16 protein-coding genes are annotated in these 16635 nt (G+C 45.1%); 11 read left to right on the forward strand and 5 right to left on the reverse strand.

Annotated features, from left to right (window positions below; translation table 11 throughout):
• Positions 1–14: 14 nt before the first annotated feature.
• Together B5066_RS09345 and B5066_RS09350 are read right to left on the reverse strand one after the other, a co-directional pair.
• Entirely contained in the window at positions 15–1712 is a 1698-nt protein-coding gene (locus B5066_RS09345; protein WP_079475666.1) for a methyl-accepting chemotaxis protein, read from the reverse strand.
• Between the two features lie 249 nt (positions 1713–1961).
• Positions 1962–2792: a GGDEF domain-containing protein gene (locus B5066_RS09350; RefSeq protein WP_079475667.1), complete on the reverse strand. Its 831-nt coding sequence runs from the start codon at positions 2790–2792 to the stop codon at positions 1962–1964.
• Between the two features lie 241 nt (positions 2793–3033).
• Between B5066_RS09350 and B5066_RS09355 the strand changes: the two genes are divergently transcribed.
• From B5066_RS09355 to B5066_RS09365, 3 genes are all read left to right on the forward strand, one after another.
• Entirely contained in the window at positions 3034–4083 is a 1050-nt protein-coding gene (locus B5066_RS09355; protein ID WP_079475668.1) for a class I fructose-bisphosphate aldolase, read from the forward strand.
• A gap of 103 nt (positions 4084–4186) precedes the next feature.
• Positions 4187–5371 (forward strand): formamidase, encoded by a 1185-nt coding sequence (gene fmdA / locus B5066_RS09360; RefSeq protein WP_079475669.1) that lies wholly within the window; start codon positions 4187–4189, stop codon positions 5369–5371.
• A gap of 1 nt (position 5372) precedes the next feature.
• Positions 5373–5642, forward strand: coding sequence for an FmdB family zinc ribbon protein (locus B5066_RS09365; protein WP_079475670.1), 270 nt, complete (start codon positions 5373–5375; stop codon positions 5640–5642).
• Positions 5643–5679: 37 nt separating this feature from the next.
• On the opposite strand, the gene B5066_RS16720 is transcribed toward B5066_RS09365, so the two are convergent.
• The 3 genes from B5066_RS16720 to B5066_RS09375 form a co-directional block, all read right to left on the reverse strand.
• Positions 5680–5835 (reverse strand): hypothetical protein, encoded by a 156-nt coding sequence (locus tag B5066_RS16720; protein WP_158219184.1) that lies wholly within the window; start codon positions 5833–5835, stop codon positions 5680–5682.
• Positions 5836–5938: 103 nt separating this feature from the next.
• On the reverse strand, positions 5939–6841 hold the full coding sequence (locus B5066_RS09370) for a hypothetical protein (protein WP_079475671.1): 903 nt from the start codon (positions 6839–6841) through the stop codon (positions 5939–5941).
• 362 nt (positions 6842–7203) lie between these two features.
• On the reverse strand, positions 7204–8445 hold the full coding sequence (locus tag B5066_RS09375) for a hemolysin family protein (RefSeq protein WP_079475672.1): 1242 nt from the start codon (positions 8443–8445) through the stop codon (positions 7204–7206).
• Positions 8446–8843: 398 nt separating this feature from the next.
• Between B5066_RS09375 and B5066_RS09380 the strand changes: the two genes are divergently transcribed.
• The 8 genes from B5066_RS09380 (at position 8844) to B5066_RS09415 (ending at position 16531) form a co-directional block, all read left to right on the forward strand.
• Positions 8844–10151 carry an MFS transporter gene (locus B5066_RS09380; RefSeq protein ID WP_079475673.1) on the forward strand — a complete coding sequence of 436 codons (1308 nt, stop codon included), beginning with the start codon at positions 8844–8846 and terminating at the stop codon, positions 10149–10151.
• A 93-nt stretch (positions 10152–10244) separates the two neighbouring features.
• Positions 10245–10559: an L-rhamnose mutarotase gene (gene rhaM, locus B5066_RS09385; protein WP_079475674.1), complete on the forward strand. Its 315-nt coding sequence runs from the start codon at positions 10245–10247 to the stop codon at positions 10557–10559.
• 221 nt (positions 10560–10780) lie between these two features.
• Positions 10781–10969: a hypothetical protein gene (locus B5066_RS09390; RefSeq protein WP_079475675.1), complete on the forward strand. Its 189-nt coding sequence runs from the start codon at positions 10781–10783 to the stop codon at positions 10967–10969.
• A 278-nt stretch (positions 10970–11247) separates the two neighbouring features.
• The gene (locus B5066_RS09395; RefSeq protein WP_079475676.1) at positions 11248–13305 is read left to right on the forward strand and encodes a BglG family transcription antiterminator; all 2058 of its coding nucleotides are present in this window, start codon (positions 11248–11250) and stop codon (positions 13303–13305) included.
• A 35-nt stretch (positions 13306–13340) separates the two neighbouring features.
• Complete coding sequence (locus B5066_RS09400) at positions 13341–13829, forward strand: PTS sugar transporter subunit IIA (RefSeq protein WP_079475677.1); 489 nt, start codon at positions 13341–13343, stop codon at positions 13827–13829.
• Positions 13829–14113, forward strand: coding sequence for a PTS sugar transporter subunit IIB (locus B5066_RS09405; RefSeq protein ID WP_022794068.1), 285 nt, complete (start codon positions 13829–13831; stop codon positions 14111–14113). Before B5066_RS09400 ends, B5066_RS09405 begins: the two co-directional genes overlap by 1 nt.
• Positions 14114–14183: 70 nt before the next feature.
• Positions 14184–15446: a galactitol-specific PTS transporter subunit IIC gene (locus tag B5066_RS09410; RefSeq protein ID WP_079475678.1), complete on the forward strand. Its 1263-nt coding sequence runs from the start codon at positions 14184–14186 to the stop codon at positions 15444–15446.
• 53 nt (positions 15447–15499) lie between these two features.
• Positions 15500–16531 carry a zinc-binding dehydrogenase gene (locus B5066_RS09415; protein ID WP_079475679.1) on the forward strand — a complete coding sequence of 344 codons (1032 nt, stop codon included), beginning with the start codon at positions 15500–15502 and terminating at the stop codon, positions 16529–16531.
• Positions 16532–16635: the final 104 nt, after the last annotated feature.

Consider the following 16635-nt stretch of genomic DNA (forward strand, 5'->3'; position numbering starts at 1 on the left):
CCTTATTATTCGTATTACAGCTTAAATTTATCTACTTCGGCGTTCAGCTGGAGGGCAAGGTCGTTCAGGTTTTCTGAATTAGCGGAAACTTCCTCCATGGAGCTGCTCGTCTGCTGGACGGAAGCGGCAGTCTGTTCGACCCCGGCAGCAGATTCTTCGGATACAGAAGCGATTTCTTCAATGGAAGCATTGATTTCCTGACTGCTTGAAGAGATAGCCGCCAGATTTTGAGTGACGGATTGGAGGTTTTCTGCCATTGCCTGAATAGCTGTATTGATCGTATTGAATGTTTCTCCCGTTGTTTGAATCTGGGAGGTGCCGAGTTCTACTTCTTTATATTCTGCCTGCAGAGAGGCGGCGACAGAGGAAGATTCGTTCTGAATACCCTCTACAATGCCGGTAATGTCTGTAATGGAAGCAGACACCTGCTCGGCAAGCTTTCGTACTTCATCAGCCACTACGGCAAATCCGCGACCCTGCTCGCCGGCACGGGCAGCTTCAATCGCAGCGTTTAAAGCAAGCAAATTCGTCTGGTTGGCAATATCGTTAATCACAGAAACTAATTTTGAAATTTCCTGGGATTGTTTATCGAGCCCTTCGACCTTCACGGCCGCATTTTTTACGATAGCATCGATCTTTTCCATTTGATGCACCGAAGTGTCCATCAGTTGCCGGCCTTCATTTGTAATAGAGAGAATATGTGTTGATGAGCTGCGAACGTCTTCGCCCTTCGTATGGGCATCGGAAACATTTTCAGTGAAGTCACTCATTAATGAAGCGATGCTGCTGGCACTTGTCGCCTGGGATTCTGCTCCGGAAGCGAGCTCTTCCATCGTAACGGCCACCTGCTGGGAGCCTGCCTTCACCTCGTTCGCCGAATGAGTTAAATTCTGACTCTGATCCGATACGTCTGTGGACATCTTTTTAATTTGTGTAAGCAGCCGGGTCATGTTGTTATTCATTTGATTGGCGGCATGTACGAGCTTTCCAGTTTCATCGCGGGATGTAGTTTGCATCGGCTCCTGGCTCAAGTCGCCCTCTGCAATAGCCTGCATACGGTGCATGACCGTTTTAATTGGAGCAGAGATCGTGCGTGCCATAAAAAAGGAAATGGCAGTTCCGGCAAGGATGACTAAAAGGGAAATAATTGTACCGGTAGTCATCAGGTTTCTGCCGCTTTCAAGCACATCTTCCCCTGCAGCTGTGATTAATCCTTCTCTTTTTCCAGCCAAGTCTTCAAAGCCGGTCATAATCTCCCGGGCCAGTGGCTTGGCAGTGGTATTTAGTATCTGTTTAGCTTCTTCTTCATTACCTGCTTCGTAAGCTGGGAAAACCTCCGAGGTAATAATCTGCTCCCATTCGATACTCTTTTCCGTTAATGTCTCCAGCTCAGCAGAATCGAAGTCGGCGAGCGTCTCCTCTTCCAGCGCAGCGCTTTCTTCTGTGTATTCCATAAAGCTGCTTTTAAATTCCTCATCCCCGAATAAAACGTACCCCCGGGAGAGGGCGACACGCTGTGCCATATTAAACGCTAGTTTTTCATCAGCGATCAATAGTGGGAGCTGCTTTTCAACAATATCCTTTGTTTCGGCATTTGCCCTGCTGTTGGCGTAAAAATTATAGACGCCAAGCGCTGTGACCAGCAATATAAGCACCAGAAAGCCAGTTAAAATTTTTGCACGCAAGCTTTTAAAATTGAACCATTCCTTCATCCCCTACACCCCTTTAATATTGTACTGATTCTTTAACCTGATAAAGCCCCAGCCATGCTGCTCTTTTGTTTCTGCCTGCCCATAGAAAGGGAGGCTGAAAATATTGAAGCAGAAAAAAAAGGAAGAATTGCCTCTCTAAACATTTATCGATACAAATTAAATCAAAAAGCATAGGCCATTATTACTGTAAAAATGAAGGAATTGTGGCAGAAATATTTTTCCGGTACCACAAAAGGTTTCGAAGCCTCTTTAGTTAAATGGAAGCGAGCTTTCGTGCTTTTGGCGTTTGGCTTTATACATTTTTTGATCAGCCTTATGCAGCACGGAAGCAAAATCCTCGTGCTGGCCAGAGGACTCATACACCCCAATGCTGACGGCAATAGTAAAAGTAATTTGCCCGTCTGTGTAAGGGACACGAAGCTGTTGGGAGATACGGCTTTTGGTCAGCTGCTTACTTTTCGTATTTTTCGTGCCGATCTGCTCCATAATGACAAACTCGTCTCCTCCTAAACGGTAAAGGCGCTGTTCTGGACTGCAGGCGCTGCCAATTTGGCCGGCAGTGAACTGAAGCACACGATCGCCGGTAATGTGGCCGTAGGTATCGTTAATAGTTTTAAATTGATCCACATCAATAAAGTAAAGAAGATAAGAAAAGCCCGAGTTGGAGGTTTCCTGAAAAAACTGCTGTAGGGCAGCCCGGTTCGGCAGATTGGTTAAATCATCGCGGCCGACCTTTTCTTTAGTGGCCTCGAGGTGGGCTATAGTGCGATTCAAATCGTCATTTAGCCGGCCAATTATTCCAGTGCTTTGAAATGAAGCACGAGCGCTGAGATCTCCGTTACGCACAGAGGTCAGTACAGCCTGAAAGTGATCAATGCACCGGCGCACAAAACCGAAAAAAAGAAAGTAATTCAAGAGGCCGAGCGCCACACCGGCGGTAATCGAAGCGGTATAAAACATTTTTAAAAACGAAGCAGGAATGGGAATAACTGCCGGCATGATAACTGCAAAACTGATCCCGATAAAAACACCGAAGAACATATAGACAGCGAACATGACAAATAGATAATTTATTTTCATAGGAAACGCCCTTTCCAGCAGAAAAGTTGATTGTATTGAAATAGCTTAAACAAAGAGGCAGCATTTGTAATATATATCGTCATGATCCTGCTAAATCGTATATTTACAGCAAAAATTATCTACGTAAATACCTTTCCAGAGATAAACCTTTTCATAAATTCTGGTGAAATTTTGTTTATGTTCTTCCCTAATAAGGGAATTAGGGAAGAAGAATTAGCTAAACTGGTGAGGAGGTATTACGATGGCTTCAACAAAAGAAATTTTAGGACAGGATGCGGATTACTTATTAAACCATCAAAGCAAAACAGTGCCGAAAGAAAATCTCTATGTCCCGGGGCCTGATTTTGTCGACCGGGTGTACAAAGCGACGGACCGTTCTCCGGTAGTACTGCGCAACCTGCAGAGCTTATTTGACCACGGCCAGCTTGGCGGAACGGGGTATCTGTCTATTCTGCCGGTTGACCAGGGCATCGAACACTCAGCAGGGGCTTCGTTTGCGCCGAACCCTATGTATTTTGATCCGGAAAACATCGTAAAGCTCGCCATGGAAAGTAACTGCAATGCGGTAGCTTCCACAGTCGGGGCGCTTGGATCAATCGCAAGGGATTACGCACACAAGATCCCTTTTATTGCCAAAATTAACCACAATGAATTGCTGACTTATCCGGAAACGCACGACCAAATTATGTTCGGCTCTGTCGACCAGGCCTATAATATGGGAGCAGTAGCGGTTGGAGCGACGATTTACTTTGGTTCGGAGCAGAGCGACCGCCAGATCCAGGAGGTGTCGAAAGCCTTTGAACGTGCTCACCAACTTGGCCTTGGCACTATTCTTTGGGCCTATCTCCGTAATCCAGGCTTTAAGAAAGACGGAACGGATTATCATACAGCCTCTGACCTGACGAGCCAGGCAATACATTTATCAGCAAGCCTGCAGGCAGATATTGTAAAACAGAAAATGCCGACCAACAACGGCGGCTATACAGCAGTCGGATACGGCAAGACTCACGACAAAGTGTATTCGGAGCTGACGAGTGACCACCCGATTGACCTGACCCGTTACCAGGTAATGAATTCGTTTATGGGCCGGGCCGGCTTGATTAACTCCGGCGGGGGCTCTGCCGAATCGGATCTAGAGGATGCTGTTAAAACAGCAGTAATTAACAAACGTGCAGGCGGCATGGGACTGATTATGGGACGTAAGGCGTTCCAGCGCCCGATGGATGAAGGCATAGAGATTATCCGCTCGGTTCAAAGCGTCTATGCAGACGAATCAATTACTTTAGCATAGATTTAAAAAAGGGGTTCTCCCCCTTTTTTTATCAAATATATTTAGAAAATTTAAATATCGCCTGCTGTGTCTCCGGGTATTTTATAAACAGGAGGGGCTTTCTATGCCGAAAAAGCTGTTTGAGGTAGAGCTGAACAAAACGATGGACCAACAGACGATGCCGGGGCACAACCGCTGGCACCCGGATATTCCTGCCGTATTTTCCGTAGACCCGGGAGAGACATTCCGGATGGAATGCCTGGATTGGACCGATGGCCAGATAAGCAACAATGATGACCCCTCGGACATTAAGCACGTGAATCTCGACCGGGTGCACGTACTAAGCGGTCCGGTCCATGTAAACGGTGTGGAACCGGGCGATCTGCTTGTTGTTGATATTCTGGATATCGGAACGTTTCATTCACATGAATGGGGATTCAATGGCATTTTCGCTAAAGAAAACGGTGGAAGCTTTTTAGTGGACCATTATCCGGAAGCGGCCAAATCTATTTGGGATTTCGAAGGGATTTATGCCACTTCCAGGCATGTGCCAAATGTAAAATTTGCAGGTATTATTCATCCGGGGCTGATCGGCGTAGCGCCGTCGCAGGACATGCTGAATGAATGGAACCGCAGGGAAAAGGAACTGGTAGATACAAATCCTGACCGGGTGCCTCCGCTGGCGAATCTGCCGACAGAGCATTCGGCGGTGCTCGGGAACCTCAAGGGAGAAGAGTTCGACCGGGTAGCAGCTGAAGGAGCAAGAACGGTACCCCCAAGGGAAAATGGCGGCAACTGTGACATTAAGAATCTATCGAAGGGCTCGAGAGTGTACTTTCCGGTATTTGTCGACGGGGCAAAGCTGTCGGTGGGAGATCTTCATTTCTCGCAGGGGGACGGAGAGATTACGTTCTGCGGAGGGATTGAGATGCCCGGCTGGATTGACCTGCAGGTACATGTGATTAAGAACGGCATGGAAAAACACCGTATTCAACGAAATCCCGCGTTTAAGCCGGGACCGGTGATGCCGCATTACAATGAATTTCTAGTCTTTGAAGGTGTCTCTGTTAATGAATTTTCCGGAGGCCAGACGTATCTGGATGCTAATGTTGCTTACAGGAACGCCTGTCTGAATGCGATTGAATTTCTCAAAACGCTTGGGTACACCGGGGAGCAGGCCTATATGCTTTTAGGTACGGCGCCGGTGCAGGGCACGGTGGCAGGCGTAGTGGATATACCGAACGCCTGCTGCACGCTGGCCCTGCCTAAAGACATCTTTTACCAGAACATTCTACCGGAGTTGGATTAATATGGCCCAGTTTACGTTTAAATGCCGGACGTGTGGTACGTTTGAGCGCTGGATGGCATCAAAGGGAGCGCGGGTCAGCGAAGCGCCGTGTCCCTCGTGCGGGGAAGCCGCCGGAAGGGTCTTCCAGCCAGTACACCTGTCCAAGATGGATGCGAAGATAAAGGCCCGGATCGAGCAGGGCATGCAGCCGAAAACACGGCAGCGAAAAGATCTTCCCGCCATGCAACAGCCTCAGCAGCGGGCCCCTAGGCCTTGGCAGGCAGGCCATTAAAGAAGGAGACCCGAAAAAACCGGGTCTCCTTTTTCAGCTATTTTTCTCCCCGGTCTTTTCCAGCTATTCCAATAACCGCGATGGCAGCCAGCATCACACCGTAAACAATCGAAGAAGAGAGAAAGGGCCTTTTAGTGATTTTCAAAAATACACGGTTCGAGTTGTCAGTTTTGTTCCCTGTTTTCCCACTCATATATTTTAGCCTCCTGCAGTATTTTTGAGCGTCTTTATCCCTGAAAGACAAAGGCTCATTCTATTTTGGGAAAAGCCGGAAATACCCAAGGAAAGAATGTTTCCTACATGTCAGTTTTTGTGTAATCAATACCATAATACTGGGAAAATAAGCGGTTGTCGTCCTGGTACTTTGCATGAAGCACTTGTTGCAGCGATTCAGGAAGATAATACCTTTGGTAGTGAAGCATAAAGCTCGCCCGGTTCTGCAGGAGCACGCGTGAAAGAGGAAGCCTTCTTTTTGTGGGTATAGGAGCGTTTGGATTAAAGGGAGTTTTAAAAAAGTAGTTCATTTTCTGGGCAGCTTTGAGCTGCATTGTGCCGTAGCTTCGGTTGACTTTCGCAGCACTGTATTCGGGTACCTCTGTAATTCCCATATACTGAAGAAGTGCGGTGAGCTCCCTCATTTCACTTTCTCTGAAACGTTCGTATTGCATAAGGTAGTAATTGTTGCTGCCAAATAAGTGCTTGATTTGTTCTAAGTAATGAAAATAATAGTATCCATCAAGCACCCCGAGGCGTTCCCACTCTTCAAACACGACGGGAGCTTGTTTATAGCCGCCCTGGTGAATGTACTGTACGTAGAGAGAGGTAAGAAGCTCAATCTGCCACCGGACGCCGACAATAATATGGACATCGTAGCTTTCTTCGGGGAAAATACGCCGGAGGTCCTTTAAAATCGTAAGGTTGTCTTTAATCTTTTTTCTCATGGACATGGGATTGCCGGAAAGCCCCTCATAAGAAATGAGCAGCGGCTTTTCAGTCTCTGCCATTTCCTCTATTCCGGAACGCAGTTGGAGAATTTGTTTTTCCGATAATTTCTTATGACGTATCTGGTAAAGATAGTGCTGAATTTCTCCACGGGAAAGGTACGTCATTTCGTTCGTTAATTTCGGGTAAATGCTTTTCTGCAGAAAAGTTGTGGCGGTTTTATGATACCCCACATGAATATAAACAGTTTTGCGCATCGCCTGTCCCCCTATGGAATGAATGCCTCCATCATAACGAAAACTATAAGAGCAATCAAAGTAAAAGGTGAAGGCCCTATGAAACTGTTACGCAGGCCTGCCCAATTTGAGTATGAAAAAAGCTGCTTTATTTAAAGGCCAGTTTCTTTACAGTAATACTAAAAATAAACGATCACGGCCAATATAATGCGTTAGGAAGCAAATGGCACCAGACGGATTTTGTGAATAGCTTTAAGAAAAAGGTGGTGGCTACCAGGACGAATAAAAAAGCACTCCTAAAGCCGACATCAAAAAAGCAAAGCATATCTGCGGCAGAATATTGCCACTTAAAACCCAGAGAATTTCCTCCGGATTAAAGCGTATCAATCTTCCTCTTCTTCCTCTTCTTTTACAACGCGTACGCGTTTGATCTGATTATTATCCATTGTCAGCACTTCAAAATGAAGATTTTCATACTGAAGAGTCTCGCCCTCTTCAGGTATATGATCGAATTCCCGGTACAGCAGGCCCGCGATAATATCCTCTTCTTCTTCCACCCGGGTGTTGAAAATTTCATTGAAGCGGCTGATGGCAAGCTTCCCATCACAGATAATAACTTCGTCGGTCAGCTCCTCGATGAGCTGTTCGGAGCGGGTGTCATGCTCATCTTCAATTTCCTGGCCGATCATTGCTTCAATAATATCCTCCTGGGTGACCATCCCCATCGTCCCACCGTATTCATCAAGTACTACGGCGAGGTGCTTCTGTTCATTGAGCATCCGTTTGAACACGTTATCTACAGAGTTGGTTTCCACTACATACAAAGGATTGTTATCAATAAAATCGTTAAGCGTTTTGTCACTCTGCTCAGCCCATATAAGCAGAAGCTTCGCATGAAAGACCCCGACAATATGATCCATATTATCCTGATATACCGGATACCGTGTGTGGTTATGGCTGATGGTGATGTCCCGCACTTCCTGAAAATCGCTTTCGATAGGGATGCCAGTAATCTCCATTCTAGGCACCTTTAAAACGTCACGGATGTCCTTGCGGTAAAAATCAATCACCCGTTTAATACGGTCCTGCTCCTGCTTTTCAAAGGTGCCTTCGGAGGAAGCAACGTCAACCATTGTTTTGATTTCTTCGCGTGAATACGTCTGGGACGGTCCTTCGCCCTTAGTAATCAGCTTAATAACGCCGCGGGTGAAAGAATTTAATAAAAACGTGAGCGGCTTAAAAATGAATACAAGAACTGTAATTACCGGTGCGACTATGTAAGCTACTTTGTCCGCAAAAGTAGCAGCAATAGATTTAGGCAGGACTTCAGCAAAGATGATGAGCACAAGCGTCAAAATAGCAGTAGCTATGCCGACAGAAAAATTGTAATTTAAGGCAAGCACCGTAACGAGTGTAGGAAGCATAATGTTGGATATATTGTTTCCGATCAGGATGGCTGTGATCAGTTCATCCGGTTTCCTCGTCAGTTTTAATAAATTTTTCGCCCGTTTGTCATTTTCTTCGGCACGGGCCTGCATTCGTGCACGATTTGCTGCTGTTAAAGCAGTCTCGCTTCCTGATAAAAAGAAGGAAACGAATAAAAAGAATATAATAACCGCTATCATAAGTACCCTCCACTGGCGTATTAGTTACATTTTATTTCCTGTTTCTCGTGAATTAAACATCTCAAACAACTATCCAACATTAAAAATAACATAAAAGAGCGCGGGAGGATTTAAATATGCAAAAAGATTTCATCTTCGTGTATGCTTTTTTGGCGAAAAAGAAAATGTAAGTTATTGTTCCGGCTTATAAATCATTTCAGAAAGAAAATGAAAGAAAAATCAAAACGTAGAGAGGATAAATTGTTGTTGACTTTCATTTGTGTAAACCCTTACAATAATAAATACAAATTAAAACAACACTAACAGACAAAAAACCAATAAAATGAAAGTTGTTTTGGTTAACAATTAAAAGGAGGCCGGCAGAGAAAGAATCTATAAACCTTTAAGGAGGAAATGGAATGAAAAAAGTGGAAAGAGGAAGTCTCGCTGCCACTCTTTCTGTATCTATGTCGAACTACCTCGAAGCTGGTTCTATTGTAGCCGGTGCAGCCGGGCTTACACTTTGGGTTCAGTACCTGGGTCTTACGGATGCTACAGTTGGACTACTTGGGGCGCTCAGTGCCAACGGGTTCGGGGCTGCCATTGGTGCACTGATCAGCGGCTTTTTAGTCGATCGGTACGGGAGAAAATTTATTTATAAATATAACCTGCTCGTATACATGCTCGGTATATTGCTTATTGTTTTTTCTTTTTCTTTTCCCATGCTTCTAGTAGGTTATGTGATTACTGGTATTTCTGTCGGAGCGGGTATACCGCCTTCGTGGACCTATATTGCCGAGGAAGCACCGGAGAAAGAGAGAGCCGCACGTGTCGGCTGGGGACAGTTTGCCTGGTCGATGGGGCCGGCAGTCGTCTTTATTTTATCCGTTCTACTGGCTCCTCTAGGACTGCTCGGAAGCCGGATTATTTTCTTCCAGCTCTTTTTGATCGCTTTTGTTACCTGGCTCTTCCAGCGAAAAATTGAGGAGTCCGCAATCTGGGAAAAACAGAAGAAGGAAGACCGGGCAGCGAACAAGGGCGGAATTTTCAGTAAAGAAAATATGAAAGAGCTGTTCACCAACCGTGCCAATCTTCATGCAATCACTCTGCTCGTCGGAGTTTATACGTTCTGGAACATGGTGGCTGGCGTCATGGGTTATTTTATGCCCTATATTTACGAAACAGTAGGCGGCCTTTCGGGAGCCCAGGCTAACCTGCTTCAGGCTTTCCTCTGGGGACTGACCGTTTTGTCCACCTATTTTGTATTTATTAAACTGGGTGACAGGGTAAACCGGAAGCTTATCTTCGGGGTAAGCGCTGTTATGGGTATTGTAGCCTGGATAGTGCTTTCATTTGGCGGAATGGGCACCGCGGAACTGCTTGTGTTCGTTGTTCTCTGGGGGCTCTCGGCAGGCTTTGGAGCGCAGGCTTTTTACGGTCTGTGGTCAGCGGAGCTGTTCCATACAAAATACCGCGCAGCAGCGCAGGGGCTGCTTTTCTGTACAGCCCGGGTATTTGTCGGTTTGATTTCGCTTGCGATTCCGACGCTGATTACCGTATTTGGTTTTCAGACAGCAGGGGCGATTATGATCGGGTTTCTTGTATTACACATGATCGTTGGTTTAACTCTCGCACCAGAAACACGAAATAAATCGCTCGAAGAAATACAAATCGAACGTTACGGCACGACCGAGGAAGCAAAAATACAAAAAGACCTGGTGAAATAAACGAGTAATATAGAAGGAAGAAAGTCCATTCTTCCTTCTTTTATTGCGTTTATCTGCTTCCAATAAAAAAAGGTAACTGAAAGGAAAATGAATATGAAACGTCTGGCGTTAATAATGTACGTATACCCCGATAAAGTTGAAGAATATATCGAGAAGCATAATCAACTCTGGCCGGAAATGAAAGAGGCCTTAAAACAGCACGGAGCAGCCAACTATTCGATCTTTCTGGAGAAAGAAACGAGCAGGCTGTTTGCCTATCTTGAAGTAGAGGACGAAGAACTGTGGCAGCAAATGGCCTCCACTTCCGTTAACCAAAGGTGGTGGGAAGCTATGGCTCCTTTAATGGAAACAAATGAAGATAACAGCCCGGTTACTACTCCTCTCGAGGAAGTGTTTCATCTTGAATAAAAAGTCCGCTGAAAAATTATTTTTCAGCGGACTTTTTGTTCAAAATGCATAAAAACAGGGAATAGAAATGTATAGGAATGATACTTGTCAGGCGGATAAAAACATCAGGGGGAATGCGAATGAGTAGACCCTTCGGCTTTCAATTGCTGAATCAGAAAATTGATGCTGGGGACCTTGCTTCAGTAATAGGCTAAAACTCAATTGCGAAAAGGGGGATACCTATGAACCGGCGATTGATTGATGAAGAATACGAGCGTGAAATAGACCGGATGGTCAATGAGGGCGGCTATATTCCTGTGGAAATGGATTTTATAAAAAAACGGGCTAAAGTTAAAAAAGAGGAAAAAGAAACCAATCAAAAGAAACAGGAAAACGAAAAAGAAGCAGATGATTTTAACGAAAAAGTGTGACTTATGAATAACAAGTAACAGCTGCTGCCGGCAGCTGTTTTTTTTGTTGGAAAATAGATGCGTAGTGTAGAAAAAAGCAAAGCAAAAGGTGCTATAATTTTTAATTCGTGTGGGTGCTGCGGTGCGTCCTTAGAGCCTCATGCATCAATGTACGAAGTTGGTTTGTAGAATGTAAATCACAATATTGTACATCAAATGTTCAAAGAACTGAGATGAAAACGTATACATTTGTGTTGCAGCGGCTGATAGAATAAAAATTAATCAAAGGGGGGAAGGAAATGCCGCTAAGTGAACGGGATAATGAAATATTAAGTGAACTAATCCGTAATCCATCGGTCACTAGCATGGCGCTTGAAGAAAAGTACCAACTAACACGAAGACAGCTGGGCTACAGCATGAATAAAGTAAACGACTGGCTTTTAAGCAAAGATCTCCCGGTTATTGAACGAACGCGCCAGGGGCATTTCATTATTGATCAGTCTGTTTACACGAATTTCGGTATGGATGAAGAAATTATTGCAGCTGAAAAACCAGTACTCACCGGAAAACAGCGTATTTATTACCTCATTATGATGCTCATTGGCAGCGAAGAGCCGCTTTCCTTAAATCATTTTACAAGTGAGCTTCAGTTGAGTAAAAACACCGTTTTGAACGAGCTGAAAGAAGTGCAGCAGTATCTCGATGATTATCACCTATCCATCAAATATTCCCGCAAAGAGGGTTACCTGGTGGAAGGGAAAGAATTTCAAATCCGCAAGCTGTTAATGAACGTCACCTACCAGCTGCTATTCATGCAGGAAGGCGCTTCACGAATCAAAAAAATAGCCGGTATTGGAGAAGAGGAGCTCGACGATTACCGCAAACGGATTGAAAATGTCGAAAGCAAGCTCAGCCTGAAATTCACCGATGAAAAGCTGGAAACGATGCCGTATATATTAGCTTTAATTTTAAAGAGAATTAAAAAAGGTTTTGCTATTAATACATTTTCCATTCAGTATGAAGAGCTTTCTGATACGAAAGAGTATCAGGCTACAGAGGAGATTTTCAAAAAAAATGAACATATTCCGATGGAAGAGCGGTTATTTGTGACATTGCACTTGCTGACCGTAAGCGTCTACAGCACCTCTTTTCCAATGGAAGATGACGTGATCCCGAATTTAGGAGCTGCCACAGATGACATGCTGCGCCAGTTTGAAAAAAGCGCCTGTGTATACTTGCATGAACGGGACCAGCTGCTTGATAAGCTGCTTCAACACATTAAGCCAGCTTATTACCGCATTAAATACCAGCTGTCGGAAACTTCATCCACACAGGTGCCGCTCAGCAAGGAATTTAAAGCGCTCCATCACCTGGTAAAGCAGTCTACAGCGCCGCTTGAAAAATTAATCGGCAGCCCGATTCCGGACAGCGAGAGCAGCTTTATTACAATGCTGATCGGTGGGTGGATGAAAAGGCAGGGCGAGAGCATTGAAAAGAAGGTAAAAGCCATTGTGGTATGCCCTCAGGGCGTATCTGTTTCAAGACTAATGCTGAACGAGCTGAGTGAGCTTTTTCCGGAATTTGTCTTTCTCGATTCTTTATCTGTACGAGAGTTTCTTCATTACCATCTCGAGTACGACATTGTCTTTGCTCCGACATTTCTTGAGACGAACAAAAAGCTGTTCGTGGTAAAAACATTTTTAGGCAGAGAAGAGCGGCAGCGTCTTCGCAAGCAGGTAATGCTTGAACTGTACGGATATCTGCCAAACCATCTGGACATTAATGAAATTATTCAAATTATCGGGCGCCATGCCCATATCCATAATGAGAGTGCACTTATAGAAGATATTCAAAATTATATTAATCAGGATAATGAAAATTCAGTCAATTACAGCATGGGCAAGGCTGAATACAATTTGGATGAATTAATCACTCCAGCCTCCATCACCCTGAAGGACAGCGTGGCCGACTGGAAAGAGGCCGTCTGGGCGGGGGCCGGGCCGCTACTTGAACGTAAAAGTATTACGGAAGATTATGTAAACAGAATGCTGTGTTATACAGAAGAAGACCCTTATATTGTGATAGGGCCTAATATAGCCATACCCCATGCTTCACCGGAAGACGGGGTGAACGAAGTAGGAATGAGTTTGTTGAGATTGAAGGAAGGAGTTCTTTTCTCTGGAGAATACCGGATCAATCTGGTGATCGTCATTGCTGCAGTAGATAAACAGAAGCACATTCACGCGCTGATGCAGTTAATGAAGCTTGCAGGCTCACAAACAGCAAGAAATCAAATAACAGCTTCAGATTCTGTTAAAGACATATACAAAATTATTCAGTCGTATTCCAAAGATTAACTGCGACAATTTTAATTCCACCAAGGAGGGGCCTGATGAGCGGCTTATATTTCGATACTCCCGTCATTCTTTTAGATATAGACGGAAGCTCTAAAGAAGAAGTATTGCGGATGATGGCACAGAATTTAGTAAGCAATGAGCTGGTAAAACAAAGCTTCGTAGAAGCGGTAGTCCAAAGAGAAAATGAGTACGCTACCGGCCTGCCGACAGGAGATATTGCGGTTGCGATTCCTCATACCGATGTAGAGCATGTGCAGCGAAAAGCAATCAGTGTAGGAATACTAAGGGACCCCGTTGATTTTATTGTTATGGGTGACGACACAGAAACAGTGCCGGTGAAAATTGTGTTTATGCTTGCGATGGATGAGGCACACTCCCAGCTGAAGCTTTTGCAGCAGCTTATGCAGGTGTTTCAGGACCAGAATGTTTTAAAAGAGCTTAGTAGTACCTCTGATAAAAAGCAGATCAAAAAGATGATGGAAGAGAAATTAGAGGCGTTATCATTTAAAGGAGGTGAAAGATAATGGCAAAAAAACAAGTATTAGTAGCATGTGGAGCAGGCGTAGCAACTTCTACAGTTGTTAACGGTGCTATTGAAGATATGGCTAAGGAGCATAAATTATCAGTAGATCTTAAGCAGATTAAAATAGCGGAAGTAGAAAGCTATGTTGATACTGCTGACTTGCTGGTAACGACAGCTACCATCAAAAAGGAATACCCGTTTCCGGTAATCAACGCACGTTCTTTCCTGACAGGGATCGGTATGGAAGATACCAAGCAGGAAATTCTGGATGAACTGAAAAAATAACAGCAGTCCCGGTGTCCTTGTTTTACGAGGGGGCCGGGCTCATTAATTACAGGTATGAGGGGGAAGCGGCATGCAAGGATTCGTAGATCTTGTACAAGGATTTTTAGATCTCGGGGCGACAGTAATTTTACCAGTCGTTATCTTTTTGCTCGGTTTATTATTCGGGCAGAAGCCGGGAAAAGCATTTCGGTCCGGTTTAACGATTGGGGTAGCATTTGTAGGGATTTTTCTTGTTGTCGATCTGCTGGTCAATAACTTAGGCCCGGCAGCGCAGGGAATGGTTGACCGGCTGGGAGTTAATTTAGACGTAATTGACGTCGGCTGGCCAGCGACATCATCTATTGCCTGGGCTTCTACGGCAGTGGCAGCCTTTATTATTCCATTGGGATTGCTTGTAAACGTTATCATGCTTTTGACAAAAACAACGAAAACGATGAACGTGGATATTTGGAATTTCTGGCACTACACCTTTATGGCAGCGGTAGTATACACCGTATCTGACAGTATTATTCAAGGACTTATTGCTGCAGTTATCTTTCAAATCGTGACCTTGAAAATTGCTGACTGGACAGCACCGATGGTGGAGGACTTTTACGAGCTTCCGGGGGTATCGATTGCAACAGGAAGCACCGTATCGTACGCACCAGGTATTTTTCTCGTAAAAGGCCTGCAGAAAATTCCCGGTATCAACCGACTCAACGCAGACCCTGACAGTATTCAAAGACGGTTTGGTGTGTTCGGCGAATCTATCTTTATCGGCTTGTTCCTCGGTGTTGTTATTGGTGCTCTAGCTGGCTACAGCGTAGGTGAAGTAATTGAAATCGGGATGGCAATGGCCGCAGTTATGGTACTGATGCCACGTATGGTTAAGATTTTGATGGAGGGATTAATGCCTGTATCAGAATCAGCAAGAAACTGGTTGAACAAGCATTTCAGCAACAAGGAAATTCACATCGGGCTGGATGCAGCGGTCCTTTTAGGCCACCCATCCGTTATTGCAACTGCATTAATTCTTGTTCCAATTACAGTTGTGCTGGCAGTATTTCTGCCTGGTAACGCCCTGCTTCCATTCGGGGACCTGGCGACGATCCCATTTGTTGTAGCATTTATCGTCGGAGCAGCAAGAGGGAACATTGTTCACTCTGTGCTGGTAGGTACCGTGATGATCGCACTTTCGCTATACATGGCGACAGATATTGCAAATGTATTTACGACTATGGCTCAAAACGCTGATTTCGACATGCCGGAAGATTCTGCACGGATTTCAAGTATTGACCAGGGCGGAAATCTGATTAACTGGCTCATCTGGAGATTCTTCGAGCTGTTTAATTAAACCTCTCTCAAGCAGAACATACATGAAAATTAACACACCGGGAGGATGAAAGCATGAAAGCATTGGTGAAAACCGATTTAGAACATGGAAGCATCGAAGTACAGGAAAAGCAGGAGCCGACGCCTGGGAAAGACCAGGTAAAGATCAAAGTAAAGTACGCAGGTGTCTGCGGCACAGATATTCACGCTTACGAGGGTCATTACAAAGTTAATGCGCCGGTGACGCTTGGCCATGAATTTGCCGGTGAAGTGGTGGAAGTCGGAGAAGGCGTCAGCAATTTTAAGCCCGGGGACCGGGTTACCTCTGAAACGACGTTTTATATTTGCGGGGAGTGCCGGTACTGTAAAGCCGGCGACTACAACTTATGCAGCTGGCGCAAAGGGCTTGGCAATCAGTACGACGGGGCGTTTGCGAAATATTTAATTGCCCGTAAAGCAAGCCTTCACCACCTTCCGGAAAATGTCGACTACGAGTCGGCGGCAATGACAGAACCGCTTGCCTGCACGCATCATGCGGTAGCTAAGACAGAAATCTCAGACGGCGATATTGCAGTAGTTATCGGACCAGGACCTATCGGGCTGTTTACTGCCCAGGTGGCGCAAAGCAGGGGAGCCAGAGTCATTATAACCGGACTGACAAATGATAAAGTGCGCCTTGAAAAGGCTAAAGAGCTCGGAATCGATTACGTTGTTAACTCGCAGGAAGAAGATCTTCATGAATTCGTTAACAGTGTAACCGATGGATACGGGGCCGACCTCGTTTTTGAATGCTCGGGAGCTGTACCGGCGGCCAAGCAGGCCATTGGGCTGCTGCGGAAAAAAGGGCAGTACGCCCAGGTAGGGATTTTTACAACGCCGGATATTCAATTTGACTTTGATAAAGTGATTCAAAAAGAAATTCGTGTAGTTGGCAGCCGGAGCCAAAAGCCTGCAGACTGGGAGCCTTCGCTTGAGCTGATGAACAGCGGGCTTGTGAATGCACGGGCAATGGTCACTCACGAATATGACATCACGGAGTGGGACAAGGCCTACCAAAAAATTAAAGACGGTGAAGCTATTAAAGTACTGCTTACACCTGTGGATTAATATCTGCTGGAAGTAAACAGTGGACAGGCGAATGAAAAACACAGGGAGCTCTAAATAAGAAAAGCTCCCTGTCCGCGGCAAATAATATATTAAAAAGCAAGGAG

Source organism: Marinococcus halophilus, from assembly GCF_900166605.1.
GTDB classification, from domain to species: Bacteria; Bacillota; Bacilli; order Bacillales; family Marinococcaceae; genus Marinococcus; species Marinococcus halophilus.

Excerpts from the sequence above, each read along its gene's own strand:
- B5066_RS09355 (WP_079475668.1), top strand. The coding sequence starts at position 3,034 with ATGGCTTCAACAAAAGAAATTTTAGGACAGGATGCGGATTACTTATTA.
- B5066_RS09415 (WP_079475679.1), top strand. The coding sequence starts at position 15,500 with ATGAAAGCATTGGTGAAAACCGATTTAGAACATGGAAGCATCGAAGTA.
- B5066_RS09400 (WP_079475677.1), top strand. The coding sequence starts at position 13,341 with ATGAGCGGCTTATATTTCGATACTCCCGTCATTCTTTTAGATATAGAC.
- B5066_RS09350 (WP_079475667.1), bottom strand. The coding sequence starts at position 2,792 with ATGAAAATAAATTATCTATTTGTCATGTTCGCTGTCTATATGTTCTTC.
- B5066_RS09390 (WP_079475675.1), top strand. The coding sequence starts at position 10,781 with ATGAACCGGCGATTGATTGATGAAGAATACGAGCGTGAAATAGACCGG.
- B5066_RS09370 (WP_079475671.1), bottom strand. The coding sequence starts at position 6,841 with ATGCGCAAAACTGTTTATATTCATGTGGGGTATCATAAAACCGCCACA.
- B5066_RS09380 (WP_079475673.1), top strand. The coding sequence starts at position 8,844 with ATGAAAAAAGTGGAAAGAGGAAGTCTCGCTGCCACTCTTTCTGTATCT.
- B5066_RS09410 (WP_079475678.1), top strand. The coding sequence starts at position 14,184 with ATGCAAGGATTCGTAGATCTTGTACAAGGATTTTTAGATCTCGGGGCG.
- B5066_RS09375 (WP_079475672.1), bottom strand. The coding sequence starts at position 8,445 with ATGATAGCGGTTATTATATTCTTTTTATTCGTTTCCTTCTTTTTATCA.
- B5066_RS09345 (WP_079475666.1), bottom strand. The coding sequence starts at position 1,712 with ATGAAGGAATGGTTCAATTTTAAAAGCTTGCGTGCAAAAATTTTAACT.
- B5066_RS16720 (WP_158219184.1), bottom strand. The coding sequence starts at position 5,835 with ATGAGTGGGAAAACAGGGAACAAAACTGACAACTCGAACCGTGTATTT.
- fmdA (WP_079475669.1), top strand. The coding sequence starts at position 4,187 with ATGCCGAAAAAGCTGTTTGAGGTAGAGCTGAACAAAACGATGGACCAA.
- B5066_RS09365 (WP_079475670.1), top strand. The coding sequence starts at position 5,373 with ATGGCCCAGTTTACGTTTAAATGCCGGACGTGTGGTACGTTTGAGCGC.
- B5066_RS09405 (WP_022794068.1), top strand. The coding sequence starts at position 13,829 with ATGGCAAAAAAACAAGTATTAGTAGCATGTGGAGCAGGCGTAGCAACT.
- rhaM (WP_079475674.1), top strand. The coding sequence starts at position 10,245 with ATGAAACGTCTGGCGTTAATAATGTACGTATACCCCGATAAAGTTGAA.
- B5066_RS09395 (WP_079475676.1), top strand. The coding sequence starts at position 11,248 with ATGCCGCTAAGTGAACGGGATAATGAAATATTAAGTGAACTAATCCGT.